Source organism: Paeniglutamicibacter sp. MACA_103 (assembly GCF_045798555.1).
Lineage (GTDB): Bacteria > Actinomycetota > Actinomycetes > Actinomycetales > Micrococcaceae > Paeniglutamicibacter.
This window is the reverse complement of sequence record NZ_JBIXLN010000077.1, coordinates 1-12089: the sequence shown is the minus strand read 5'-3', so window position 1 is coordinate 12089 and position 12089 is coordinate 1. Positions and strand designations below refer to the sequence as shown.

At 67.7% G+C, this 12089-nt stretch carries 11 protein-coding genes and 1 pseudogene; all 12 read right to left on the bottom strand.

The window, feature by feature from the left end:
• Positions 1–42: 42 nt before the first annotated feature.
• Positions 43–1410, bottom strand: coding sequence for a hypothetical protein (locus ACIPVK_RS21040; RefSeq protein ID WP_407613938.1), 1368 nt, complete (start codon positions 1408–1410; stop codon positions 43–45).
• Complete coding sequence (locus ACIPVK_RS21035) at positions 1397–1915, bottom strand: RNA polymerase sigma factor (RefSeq protein ID WP_407613937.1); 519 nt, start codon at positions 1913–1915, stop codon at positions 1397–1399. The genes ACIPVK_RS21040 and ACIPVK_RS21035 overlap by 14 nt, the downstream gene beginning before the upstream one ends.
• 47 nt (positions 1916–1962) lie before the next feature.
• Positions 1963–2520: an 8-oxo-dGTP diphosphatase gene (locus ACIPVK_RS21030; protein WP_407613936.1), complete on the bottom strand. Its 558-nt coding sequence runs from the start codon at positions 2518–2520 to the stop codon at positions 1963–1965.
• Positions 2521–2537: 17 nt separating this feature from the next.
• On the bottom strand, positions 2538–3608 hold the full coding sequence (gene xerD, locus ACIPVK_RS21025; protein ID WP_407613935.1) for a site-specific tyrosine recombinase XerD: 1071 nt from the start codon (positions 3606–3608) through the stop codon (positions 2538–2540).
• A gap of 12 nt (positions 3609–3620) precedes the next feature.
• Positions 3621–4286 carry an NUDIX domain-containing protein gene (locus ACIPVK_RS21020; protein ID WP_407613934.1) on the bottom strand — a complete coding sequence of 222 codons (666 nt, stop codon included), beginning with the start codon at positions 4284–4286 and terminating at the stop codon, positions 3621–3623.
• 4 nt (positions 4287–4290) lie between these two features.
• Positions 4291–5979 carry a CTP synthase gene (locus ACIPVK_RS21015; protein WP_407613933.1) on the bottom strand — a complete coding sequence of 563 codons (1689 nt, stop codon included), beginning with the start codon at positions 5977–5979 and terminating at the stop codon, positions 4291–4293.
• An 86-nt stretch (positions 5980–6065) separates the two neighbouring features.
• Entirely contained in the window at positions 6066–7799 is a 1734-nt protein-coding gene (recN, locus tag ACIPVK_RS21010) for a DNA repair protein RecN (protein WP_407613932.1), read from the bottom strand.
• Entirely contained in the window at positions 7796–8830 is a 1035-nt protein-coding gene (locus tag ACIPVK_RS21005) for an NAD kinase (RefSeq protein WP_407613931.1), read from the bottom strand. Before ACIPVK_RS21005 ends, recN begins: the two co-directional genes overlap by 4 nt.
• Positions 8831–8884: 54 nt before the next feature.
• Positions 8885–9691 carry a TlyA family RNA methyltransferase gene (locus tag ACIPVK_RS21000; protein WP_407613930.1) on the bottom strand — a complete coding sequence of 269 codons (807 nt, stop codon included), beginning with the start codon at positions 9689–9691 and terminating at the stop codon, positions 8885–8887.
• Positions 9688–9909, bottom strand: a complete 222-nt coding sequence (locus tag ACIPVK_RS20995) for a hypothetical protein (protein ID WP_407613929.1) — start codon at positions 9907–9909, stop codon at positions 9688–9690. The genes ACIPVK_RS21000 and ACIPVK_RS20995 overlap by 4 nt, the downstream gene beginning before the upstream one ends.
• An 11-nt stretch (positions 9910–9920) precedes the next feature.
• A complete protein-coding gene (locus tag ACIPVK_RS20990; RefSeq protein ID WP_407613928.1) occupies positions 9921–10913 on the bottom strand; it encodes an HAD-IIA family hydrolase in 993 nt (330 codons plus the stop codon).
• Between the two features lie 15 nt (positions 10914–10928).
• Positions 10929–12089, bottom strand: a pseudogene (locus ACIPVK_RS20985) (hypothetical protein); the annotation flags it as partial.

Sequence of the window (12089 nt, the reverse complement as noted above, 5' to 3'; positions counted from 1 at the left end):
CCCCCCCCCCCCCCCCCCCCCCCCCCCCCGCGACCGCGACCGCTACTTGAGCTTCAGCGACTCGGCCACCTCGATGGATCGCAGGTACTCGCTGGACTGCAGGTATTCGGTCCGTTCGGCAGCATCCTTGAACCCCAAGTAGCCGGTCAAGACGTCGGCTTGGAGCATCCGACCGTCGACATGGAAGGCCGTGACCAGGTCGCACCGCTTGCCCTCGGTGGCGCTGTCGGCTGGAACGACCGACACCACGGAGCGCTCGATTCCGTAGAAATCGGTCTGGGTGACCAGCCCCAGGGCCAGCTTCCCCTCGTCAACCGCCAACGGGATCGGGGTGAGTCCGTGCAGCACATAGGTCGCGGCGGGATCGTCGCAGGTCATTCCGGTGTCTTCTCCGGGGCGGTCGTCGGGGAACAGGCCCAGGTTGAAGACGGCCTTGCCGTGCGCATCGAAGAACGTCAAATGGTAGGTGGCCGCGTCCTTCGGGTCCGCGGTTTCGGGGTCCATCGCCTTGCCTTCGGAGTCGTGCAGTGACTCGGATCTGGTCCAGGCCGGATGCGTGACTTCCAGGACCGAATTGCCATAGGTAACGCGTTCCACGCCGGTCTCGTTTTCCATCCACGACGGCACATTCGGCCCAAAGAGGGCCTCGGCAACCTGCTCGGTGATCTTCAGCTCCTCGATGGCCCGGTCCATGCGTTGTTCCGGGGTTTCATCTGCTTCGTAGGTAAAGCCGCGCAGCATGGGCCAGCTGAGGTATTCCGGACTCCCTTCCACTCCGTCCTCGCCGTTCCGAGAGGGCGAGCTGATCCACTCGCTGCTTGCGGCATCCCACTTCGCAATCAGCATGCTGCCGCTCGTGTCATCGACGTTCAGCTGGGCCACATACTCTTGGCTGGGCTCGAAGGCGGCGAATCCTTTCACACAGCCGATGAGCGCGTAGGCATCGGCGTCGATGCCGGGTCTGCTGAGCTTTCCCTGGGCGTCGGCGACCTGCATCTGCGGCAGCGACAAGGCGCGGCAGGCCTTGTCGTCGTCGAAGTGCACGCCGTCGTAAGCGGGGAACAGCCCGTTGGGAAGTGGCGCGGATTCCGGCTGCGACGTCGGATCGGCCGGGGGGCCGGTTTCCGAGGGCGCGGGGGCCGTGGGGCTTGGAGTGGGCGTCACGGCCGGGCCGGGGTAGGGCTGCGGGGAGTTCCACGGCGACCAGACGATCACAGCGGCCACCGCGGCGGCGGTGAGCATCGCGCCCAGTGCAACCGGGCCCCAGGAGCGCCGCGGCCTGGGAGCTTGGCGCACCGGCCGTTGGACGAAGACCGGGCCGGGCTCATCCAGGTCCAGGGGCAGCGGGCCGCCGGAGTCCCGGAGCATGCGTGGGTCGGCGTCTCGAAGGAGCTGTTCAATGTTGTCCATTTGAGGTTCCACCCTTCAACATCTGGTTCGGGGCCTTCTTCGAGAAGGCCTTGCGCGCCCTGAAGAGCCGGGACTTGGCCGAGTCGGGTGAGCATTTGAGGATCGTCGAGATTTCGGTCAGGCTCAGCGAATCCCAATAGGCGAGCATGAGGATTTCACGTTCCTGGGGACGCAAGGTGTTCAGCACTTCGCGGACCGCGGCACCGGGATCGTTTTCCGGATGCGGGCGGCGGGCCAGTTCGGCGCTGCCCAGTTTCTCGACGAGACTGCGTTGGCGGCGTTGGGCCCGGTATTCGTTGGCGACCAGGTTTCGCGCGGTCACCAGCAGCCACGGCAATGCATCCTCCGAGGGCTCCTTCTGGTGCTGCCAGGCGATGCGGAAGACGTCATTGGTGATCTGCTGGGCGGACTGCACATCGCTGGTGCGCCGGTAGACGTATCCGTAAACGCGCTGGGAGTACTGCCGGTGCAGTTCTTCCACATGCAACGCGGTTCTCGCTCCCATGGGTTCCCTCCCCCTCGCGGCACCCGGTTTCGGGTGCCCCCTCATGCCTAGGTAATGTCCGGGAAATCGGCTTCGGTTGCAACACCGGCGGGAATCTTCCTTCCCGGCCAGTCGATGGTGGCAAACCGGTCCACCGATTCGTTGTCGGTGGCAAGGCGCACCAGGGCGTCGAAGCGTTCGCCGGCCAGGATCCGTCCCAGCCACAGCGCAGAATCGTCCCACATCCGCTCCAACGGCAGGTTCTCCACCGGATGCCATTCCGGGGCGAGCTCCGCCGAGGGCAGGGCCAGGCCGCTGAAGGCGGACGTGAGGTAGATCGTGCAGTCCATGTCCGCGGCGGGGTTTGCGGGGAAGCGGAAGTAGACCCGGGCCGCGGGCAGCAGCGCCGCGGCGTCGGCGACCAGCGAGGTTTCCTCGAGAAGTTCGCGCACCGCGGCGTCCTCGGGGCTCTCCCCCGGCTCGATCTTTCCGCCCGGGGCCACGACCCGTCCGGCACCGAAACCGCGTTGCTTCAGCCCCAGCAGCACTTGGGCGCCGTCGGTTCCGCGCGCCACCGGCAGGCACAACACGACCCGGGTGGGGGTTTTGGCGGATGCTTGCGGCATGGCGGGGGCTACCTTCCCTAGTTGTGGGCTCGCGGGTGGGCGGCCGCGTAGATTTCTCGCAGGGTGTCGGCCGTGACCAGGGTGTAGACCTGGGTGGTGGTCACCGAGGCATGGCCCAGCAGCTCCTGGACCACGCGCACGTCGGCGCCGCCCTCGAGCAGGTGGGTGGCGAAGGAATGGCGCAGGGTGTGCGGGGAGACGTCCTGTTCGATGCCCGCGCGTTCGGCGGCCTTGGTGAGCACCGACCAGGCGGATTGGCGCGAGAGCCGCCCGCCGCGCTGGTTCAGGAAGAGGGCGGCGGTGCCCTTGCCCTTGGCCACCAGCTCGGGGCGCCCGCGGACCAGGTAGGCGTTCAGTGCGTCGATGGCGTAGGACCCCAGCGGCACGATGCGTTCCTTGGAGCCCTTGCCGAAGAGCCGCACCACCGCCGGCCCGCTGGCCGGGCGTTCCAGGTGCAGGTCGTCGACGTCCAGCCCCACGGCCTCGGAGATGCGGGCGCCGGTGGAGTAGAGGAATTCGAGGATGGCCTTGTCGCGCAGCCCCGCGGAGGTCTCGATGGAGACCGATTCCAGGATCGCGGTGACCTGATCGACGCTGATGGCCTTGGGCAGGCGGCGCCCGGGGGCCGGGGGGTGCAGGTCGACTGCGGGGTTGGTGGGTGCCAGCCCCTCGAGTTCCCAGAACTTGTGCACGCCGCGCACCGCGACGATGGTGCGTGCGGCCGACCTGGCGCTCAGCGGGGCCGCGCCGTCGGCCCCGTCGCGCACGGCCTGGGCGAAGGAAGTCAGGTGCCCGAGGTTGACCTGGGACGGTTCGTGCACGTCCTGCGTGTGCAGGAAGGAGACGTAGCGGTACAGGTCGCGGCGGTAGGCGCTGACGGTGTTCTTGGCCATGCCGCGTTCCACGGCAAGGTGCTGCAGGTAGGTCGCCAGGTGCTTGCCCATGGGCAGGGTCGCCGGGTCGGGCGACACGACGGCCGGCGGTGCGGCGGACGGCGCCTCGGCGACGGGCGTCAGCCGGATCGTGGGCGGGACCGAACCGACCGGAGTCAGCCGGATCGTGGCCGGCCCAATCGTGTCGGGGGACATTGCGCCGCTCCCCTAGGGCTTGGGCTCGTGTGAGCGCAGCCGAGGGTGGGCCTCGAACGCGGTGTCGACCGGGCGCAGCGAGGCGTAGCCGTCGGCGCGCGCCGCGGCGGCGGCCAACAGCCCGGCAACCGCGGAGGGGTTGTGGATCCGTCCACCCAGGACGCCGGCGACCGCATCGTCGAAGGGGACCCAGGCGAGGGCCATGTCCGCTTCCTCGTCGGTGCGTTCGTGGCGTTCGTGTTCGGGGACCGGGCGCGCATTGCGGGCCAGGTAGATGCGGATCGCCTCCGAGGAGGAACCCGGGGAGAGGAACAGGTCCACCAGCACCGCCCAGTCCTCGGCGACGAGGTCTGCCTCCTCGGCCAGTTCGCGTGCTGCGGCCAGGTGCGGGGCCTCCCCCTCGATGTCCATGAGCCCGGCGGGGATTTCCCACAGGTTCATGCGCACGGGGTGGCGGTACTGGTTGATCATCAGCACCTCGTCGGCCTCGTTGAGCACCAGGACCGCAACGGCACCGGGGTGGTCGATGTAGTCACGCACCAGCGGAGCCGCGTCTGGCGTAAATTCAAAGGTGTCCTGCACTACGTCCCAGATGCGCCCGTCGTAGACGGTCTCGGACGAAAGCAGGCGGCGAGGGCTGAACGAATCGCCCAGCGCCTCGCCGTCTGTCGTTGCCATGGTGCTACTTGCCGGCCTTCTGGTGTTCCAGCCCGGCCTTGACCAGCCCTGCGAAGAGCGGGTGCGGGCGGGTCGGACGGCTGGAGAGCTCCGGGTGGGCCTGCGTGGAGACGTAGTACGGGTGCACGTCCTTGGGCAGTTCCACGAACTCGACCAGTGCGCCGTCCGGCGAGGTGCCGGAGAAGACCAGTCCGGCCTCGGCGAGCTGCGCGCGGTAGGCGTTGTTCACCTCGTAGCGGTGGCGGTGGCGTTCGGCCACGGCGGTCTTGCCGTAGGTCGCGGCCACGACCGAGCCCTCGGCGAGCGTTGCGTCGTAGAGGCCCAGGCGCATGGTGCCGCCCAGGTCGCCCTTGCCGTCAACGATCTCGAGCTGTTCCTGCATGGTCGCGATGACCGGGTGCAGGGTATCTGGCTCGAACTCGGTGGACGAGGCGTCCACCAGCCCAACCACGTTGCGGGCGTATTCGATGACCATCGACTGCAGGCCCAGGCACAGGCCCAGGGTCGGCATGCCGTTTTCGCGGGCGAACTTCAGGGCGCCCAGCTTGCCTTCCAGGCCGCGGATGCCGAAGCCGCCGGGCACGCAGATGGCGTCGACGCCGGCAAGCGCCTTCTTGGCACCGGCCTCGGTCGAGCAATCGTCCGAGGGAACCCAGCGGATCTGGACCTTGGCCTTGTTGGCGAAGCCGCCGGCACGCAGGGCCTCGGTGACCGAGAGGTAGGCGTCGGGCAGGTCGATGTACTTGCCGACCAGCGCGATTTCCAGGTGGTGCTTGGGGTTGTGGACGGCGTCGAGGAGCTTGTTCCACTTGGACCAGTTCACGTCCTTGAACTTCATGCCCAGGTGCTGCACGATGTAGGCGTCCAGGCCCTGCGAGTGGATGACCACCGGGATGTCGTAGATGCTCGGGGCATCGGCGCAGTTGATGACCGCTTCCGGGTCGACGTCGCAGGTCTTGCCGAGCTTGACGCGCATTTCCGCGGGGATCTCGCGGTCCGAACGGATCACGAGGGCGTCGGGCTGGATGCCGATGGAGCGCAGTGCCGCCACGGAGTGCTGGGTCGGCTTGGTCTTCAGTTCCTGGCTGGGGCCGATGTAGGGCACCAGGGAGACGTGGAGGAAGAAGACGTTGCCGCGGCCGATGTCCTGGCGGACCTGGCGGGCCGATTCGAGGAACGGCTGGGACTCGATGTCGCCAACGGTGCCGCCGATTTCGGTGATGATCACGTCGGGGGCCTTCTTGCCCTTGCCCGGCTCGGTGGCCGGGAGGCGCATGCGGCGCTTGATTTCGTCGGTGATGTGCGGGATGACCTGTACGGTGTCGCCGAGGTAGTCGCCGCGGCGTTCCTTTTCGATGACCTCGGAGTAGACCTGTCCGGTGGTCACGTTGGCCATGCCGTTGAGGTTTTCGTCCAGGAAGCGTTCGTAGTGTCCGATGTCGAGATCGGTTTCGGCGCCGTCATCGGTGACAAAGACTTCACCGTGCTGGAAGGGGTTCATTGTGCCCGGATCCACGTTGAGATACGGGTCTAGCTTCTGCATGGTGACGGAGAGCCCACGTGCCCGAAGAAGGTGACCGAGGCTGGAAGCCGTCAGTCCCTTTCCGAGGGAAGAGGCCACGCCACCAGTGACGAAGATATGCTTTGTCGTTTCAGACGACCGGGAATCACGAGAAAGATTACGTTGCACCACGGGGTTCTACCCTATCACCTTTTCGTTGTTGGACGGTTGGGAAAGACTCTACAGGCTTGCGGGATCCGACAGGCGGAATCCGGGGTTCAGGAAAGGGAACTCACAAGCAGCTGCGCCTCGCCGAGCAGTTCCTCGGCATGGGCCTGCGCCGTGGACGAGTCCTCCTGGCCGGCCAGCATCCGCGCCAATTCGCGCACCCGCTCGGCTTCGTCCAGGAGCACCACGTCGCTGGCGGTGAATCCCGCGCCGTCGGCAGCCAGGGCGTTCGAGGACTTGATGACCCGGACGTGGCGGTCCGCATAGGCCGCCACCTGCGGCAGGTGGGTGACCACAATCACCTGGACGTGCTTGGCGAGCATGGCCAGGCGCTTGCCGATCTCCACGGCGGCCTTCCCGCCGACGCCGGCGTCCACCTCGTCGAAGACAAAGGTCGGAACCGGGTCCACTGCAGCCAGCACCACCTCGATGGCCAGCATTACCCGGGAGAGCTCGCCGCCTGAGGCTCCCTTGCCCAGGGGGCGCGGGGAGGAGCCCGCGTGGGGCTGGAGCAGCATGGTGATCGCGTCGATGCCGAAGCGGTTGGGCGCCTCGAGCTTTTCGAGTTCGACCACGAACTTCGCGTCGGGCATGGCAAGGGCCGCAAGCTCTGCCGTCACGCGCGCCGCCAGGTCCTTGGCGGCCTTGGCACGCAGCTTCGAGAGCTTGGCGGCCATCTCGGCGACCTCGGCCCGCAACGCCTCGGTCTCGGCGCGCAGCGCCTCGATGCGGCCGTCGTCGCCCTGGATCTCGGTGAGCCGGGCGCGCGCGGTGGCCGCCCAGGCGATCACCTCGTCGATGTCCGGCGCGTACTTGCGGATCAGCCGGTTCAAATCCGCCCGGCGTTCCTCGAGTGCCGCGAGCCGTTCGGGGCCCTCGGCGTCCAGGTCCGAGAGGTAGGCGGCCAGGTCGGTCGACACCTCGGCGGCGAGGATGCCGATTTCGTTGAGCCGCTCGGCCAGGGACTTGATGTCCGCGTCGTCGGCGGCGACCTGTTCCAGGGCATGCCTGGCAGTTTCCACCAGGGAGATGACGCTGGGCGCCTCGTAGTCCTCGCTGTTGAGCGACTCGTGGGCGAGGTTGGCGTTGGAACGCAGCGCCTCGACGTTTGAGAGCCTCAGCGACTGGTTCTTCAGCTCGGCGTCCTCGGCCGGCTGCGGATCGACCGCGTCGATTTCCTCCAGGGCCGCCTGCAGCGACTCGGCCTCGCGGATGCGTTCGCGCGATGCGGCGGAGAGTTCCTCCAGCTCGGCGGAGGCACTTCCCCACTTGTCGAAGGTCTCCTGGTAGGCGGCCAGCAGCTTGCCCAGCGGGGCGCCGGCAAACTTGTCCAGCGAGGCGCGTTGCGCGGACGCGCCCTTGAGCCGCAGCTGGTCGGTTTGCCCGTGGATGGCGATCAGGTCCTCGCCCAGTTCCGCGAGCACGCCCACCGGGGCGGCGCGCCCGCCCACGGAGGCGCGGCTGCGCCCCTCGGCCGACAGGGTGCGGGTGATGATCAGCTCGGCCTGGTCATCGAAGCGTTCGACCAGCGCCCCGGCTTCCTCGGCCCGGTCCAGGACCCTGCTGGCCGCGGGCAGCACGAGGGTTGCATCGGCCACGGCCTGCTTGGCTCCGTGGCGGACGGCGCCGGCGTCGGCGCGGCGCCCGAGCAGCAGCCCGAGCGCGGTGATGACCATGGTCTTGCCGGCACCGGTTTCGCCGGTGACCACGCTGAAGCCAGGGCCCAGCGGCAGTGTCGCCTGGGAGATGACACCCAGGTCGCTGATGCGTATTTCCTGTATCACAGTTGCCTCCGATGATCCTTGTCCCCGAGGGTTTCCGGTTCGGGCTTGGGCGCGTGGTGGCGCGGTTCGATGACCTGCATTGCGGGGGTGATGACCGGCAGCGCGGTCGTGGCGGTCTCCCGTTCCCCGGGTTCCACCGGTCCGCGCCAGCCTTGGATGGGAAGCTCGAACTTGTTGACCAGCCGTTCGGAGAACGGGGTCTGGTTGACCCGCGCCAGGCGCACCGGCTTGGCGGAACGGGTGACTTCGATCCGGGCGCCGGGCGGCAGGTCGATGGTGCGCCGCCCGTCGCACCAGAGCACCGCCCCGGCGTCGGTGCGGGTGAGGATCTCGATGGCCAGCACCGAGGTCGGGGCGACGACCAGGGGCTTGGCGAAAAGTGCGTGGGCGCTGATGGGAACCATGACCAGGGCCTCGACCTCCGGCCAGACGACCGGTCCCCCGGCGGAGAAGGCGTAGGCGGTGGATCCGGTGGGGGTGGCCATGACCACGCCGTCGCAGCCGAAGGTGCTCAGCGGGCGGCCGTCGACCTCCATGACAACCTCGATCATGCGTTCGCGGTTGGCCTTTTCCACGGCGGCCTCGTTCAAGGCCCAGGTGTGGGCGATCCGGCGGTTGTCCAGCCAGACCTGCACGTCGATGGTCATGCGTTCCTCGACGGTGTAGCGCCGCTCCACGACCCATTGGACGGTTTCCTGCAGGGCCGCGCGCTCGCTTTCGGCCAGGAACCCGACGTGCCCCAGGTTCACCCCGAGCAGCGGCACCCCGGCGTTGCGCACAAGTTCCGCGGCCCGCAGCACGCTGCCGTCGCCGCCCAGGACCACGCCCAGGTCGATGTTCTCCAGGCTGGTGTCTTCATCAAGGAGCTCGACCTCGATGTCCTCGCCCTCCGGGGTGTTGCGCACCGCCTGCATTTCCAGGCGTCGCATCACCGGGATGAGTCCGGCATCCCGCAGCCGGGAACAAGTGTCCACCGCCGCGGACAGGGCATCGTTTCGTCCGGTGTGGGTGAGGACCAAAATCCTGCGCATGGGTTCCTTCCTCGGCGGACCGAAGGTTAGGACATCGGTTCAGATGCCACCAGTCTAAGAATAGTCAACGTCCGGCCAGGCGTCGGTCCCGACGCGGGGTTGTGGACAAGCCCCCGGATTGTGTCCGGTGTCCTTGCCCAGCCACAGGAAGAACTCGACGTTGCCGTCCTGGCCCGGCAGCGGGCTGCGCGCCAGCCCCAGCACGTTCAGCCCTGCGTCGTGCGCCGAAGAGATCACCACATCCACTGCCTTGCGGCGCTGGGTCGGGCTGGTGACCACCCCGGTGCGGGAAAGCTGTTCGCGTCCGATCTCGAACTGGGGCTTGACCATGAGCACCAGTTCGCCGTTCGGCTCGGTGGCGCCGGCCAGGGCGTGCATGACCAGGGTCAGCGAGATGAAGGACAGGTCGGCCACCACCAGGGCCACCACTCCCCCGATGTCGGCGGGGTCCAGGTAGCGCACGTTCATGCCCTCGTGGACGTGGACGCGGGCGTCGGCGCGCAGTTCGGGGACGAGCTGCCCGTGTCCCACATCGACGGCCTCGACGTGGTCCGCACCGCGGCGCAACAGCACGTCGGTGAATCCACCGGTGGAGGCGCCGGCGTCAAGGCAGCGCTTTCCAGCGACGTCGATGCGTGAAAAGGCCGCCAGCGCGCCGGCAAGCTTGTGCCCGGCCCGGCTCACGAATTCCTCGCCCGCGGCGGCCTGGACGGTGATGGCCGAGGATTCGGCAACGTTCTTGGCGGCCTTGCTGGCCAGCACGCCGTCGACCCACACCCGCTGGTCGGCGATCAGCCGGGCGGCGTCGGTGCGCGACCGGGCCAGGGAACGGGTGACCAGTTCCTGGTCGAGGCGGCTCATGCGCGCTCCTGCGAGGTGGCATCCAGGTCGGCGGTCAACGACGACTGAAGGTCCTCGAAGATGGCCAGGTGGTCGGCAACGGGAGTGTCGGCCAGGGTTTCCAGCACGCCGAGGTCGGTCGTCGGCCGGCGGGAATCCGCGGGGGCGGCCGGTCGCGGTGTGGGCACCGCTGTGCCGCGGCCGTCGTTCTCGGGTGGTGTGTGGTTGTTGCTCATCATCACCTTCGAGCCTATGGCTTGCTGCCGACGATTTGGGAAAAGCTGAGCTTTGGTTCCACGGCGTGTTCCTGCCGCGGGTGAGCAAGCCACCAGGCCGCGCATGCGGCACGCCAGGAATCCAGGTTCGATTCATCGCCGTCGATGGTGATTGTTTCGCCGTTGACCGAGGCCAGGGCGGCGCCGCAACGGACGCCGAATCCGGTGACCTCGACGACCGGGTAGGTCTCGTAGAGCCCGGAAAGGTCTTTGAGGATGTAGTCGGGGCGCTCGGCGGTGCGAGCGGCCAACGCCGTACGCACCGTGTCCACGCCGGTGAGCACCAGGGCGGTGCCGTAGCCGGCGTTGTTGCCGCCGAGGATGTCGGTGTCGAGCCGGTCCCCCACCACCAGCGGGCGGGTCACCTGGAATGTTTCGGCCGCGCGGCGGAAGAGCAGTGGTTCGGGTTTGCCGGCCACCAGCGGCTCGGCCTTGGTGGCGGCGGCAACGGCCTCCACCAGGGATCCGTTGCCCGGGGCGATGCCCTCGGCGCGCGGGATGGTCCGGTCGGTGTTGGTCGCGACCCAGATGGCCCCACCGTGGATCGCGTAGGCAGCTTCGGCCAGGTCCTGCCAGCCGACGGAGGGGTCGAAGCCCTGGATGACCCCTTGGGGCGCGTCCAGGTGGCTGGCGACGATTTCCATTCCGAAGGAACTGACGCAGTCGCGCAGGTAGGAGCTGCCCACCACCAGGACCTTGGATCCTTGGGGCAGTTTTTGGGCAAGGAGTTCGGCTCCCGCGTCTGCCGAGCCAAATACTTGCTCGGCAGACGCGGGGGCGCCCAGCTGATTCAGGTGTGCGGCAACGGCACCCGGGGATCGTGAGGCGTTGTTCGTGATGTACGCCAGGATCACCGAGTGTTCCTGCAATCGGTTCAAGGCATCGGTCGCCTTGGGAATTGCACCGTTGCCTGCATAGACGACGCCGTCAAGATCGGCAAGCAGCGCGTCAAAACCCGTTATCAGCATGGATGGATCGAATCCCTACTTTTCGTCGTTTTCGTCCTGGTCGATGACCGGGGACGCTCCGTTGGACTCGGTGACGGCCGGGGCCTCGTCATCGAGCTCGGGGTTCGATTCCTCGGCAGCATCCTCCAGCGCGGAGGCCTCGACAACGTCGACGGCGTCCTCGTCGGAGAAGCCTTCCTCGGCGTCTTGCGCTGAGGCAAGCTCGCCGTCTTCGGCCTTCGGGGTTTCCGGCTCGACGATGTCGCGGGCACGCGGGCGGCGGGCATCGGTTTCGTCGTCTTCACCAAGGTCGATGATGTCCGGTTCGGCGAATTCGCCGGTGCCCAGGGCTTCCTCGGCCACGGAGATCTGCTTGCGCCAAGTGACTGCCTCGTCGCCGCGACCCAGGTTCTCCAGTGCATCTGCGTAGGCAGAGAAGAGACGCGGGCTGTAACTGAACGCGCGGTTGAGTTCCAGCTGCGGGATCTCGAGTTCGGCCAGGGCTTCCTCAAGGTTTCCGAGGTCGTTCTGGGCGCCCGAGGCCACCATGGCCATTTCAACCTTGCCGGCGGCATCCAAGGTCTCGACGACCTCGCTGTGTGCAATTTCCAGGGCCTTCTCCGGACGTCCGACACCACGTTCGGAATCGGCGATCAGGGGCAGGTGCAGGTTGGAACCGCTGATGCGGCGGTGCGTGCGGAATTCACGCAGGGCCTCGGCGAACTCACCGGCAGCGTATGCCGCCAGGCCGACGGCCTCGCGAACAACTGCCACACGGCCGCCACGGCGGCTGGCCGCAATGGTGTGTTCGTAGGCAAGCTGCGGGTCGATGTCGATCAAGCGGCCGGCCATGACCAGGTGCTTGGAAACCCATTCGCCGTTCTTCTCGTCAAGGTAACGCAGTTCCGCACGGGTGATGCGGTCCAGTTCCTTGCCGGTGACGTCGTCATCGATCTCCGGCGAACGGCCACGGTCCGGGTTGTTGGAGCTGCGCAGGTCGGCCGGGTTGTGTGCGCGACGGTTCTCTTCGTCGCGCAGCGCCTCGAGGTCAGCGGTGCTGGTCTCGGTGCGGGGCTTGAATCCGCCACGATCCTCGCGGGGCTTGAAGCCACCCTCACGACGGTCTCCACCCTGGAATCCGCCACGATCCTCGCGGGGCTTGAAGCCACCCTCACGGCGGTCATCGCCGCCACGGAA

Coding starts and splice junctions, on each gene's coding strand:
- ACIPVK_RS21040 (WP_407613938.1), bottom strand. CDS start 1,410: ATGGACAACATTGAACAGCTCCTTCGAGACGCCGACCCACGCATGCTC.
- ACIPVK_RS21035 (WP_407613937.1), bottom strand. CDS start 1,915: ATGGGAGCGAGAACCGCGTTGCATGTGGAAGAACTGCACCGGCAGTAC.
- ACIPVK_RS21030 (WP_407613936.1), bottom strand. CDS start 2,520: ATGCCGCAAGCATCCGCCAAAACCCCCACCCGGGTCGTGTTGTGCCTG.
- xerD (WP_407613935.1), bottom strand. CDS start 3,608: ATGTCCCCCGACACGATTGGGCCGGCCACGATCCGGCTGACTCCGGTC.
- ACIPVK_RS21020 (WP_407613934.1), bottom strand. CDS start 4,286: ATGGCAACGACAGACGGCGAGGCGCTGGGCGATTCGTTCAGCCCTCGC.
- ACIPVK_RS21005 (WP_407613931.1), bottom strand. CDS start 8,830: ATGCGCAGGATTTTGGTCCTCACCCACACCGGACGAAACGATGCCCTG.
- ACIPVK_RS21000 (WP_407613930.1), bottom strand. CDS start 9,691: ATGAGCCGCCTCGACCAGGAACTGGTCACCCGTTCCCTGGCCCGGTCG.
- ACIPVK_RS20995 (WP_407613929.1), bottom strand. CDS start 9,909: ATGATGAGCAACAACCACACACCACCCGAGAACGACGGCCGCGGCACA.
- ACIPVK_RS20990 (WP_407613928.1), bottom strand. CDS start 10,913: ATGCTGATAACGGGTTTTGACGCGCTGCTTGCCGATCTTGACGGCGTC.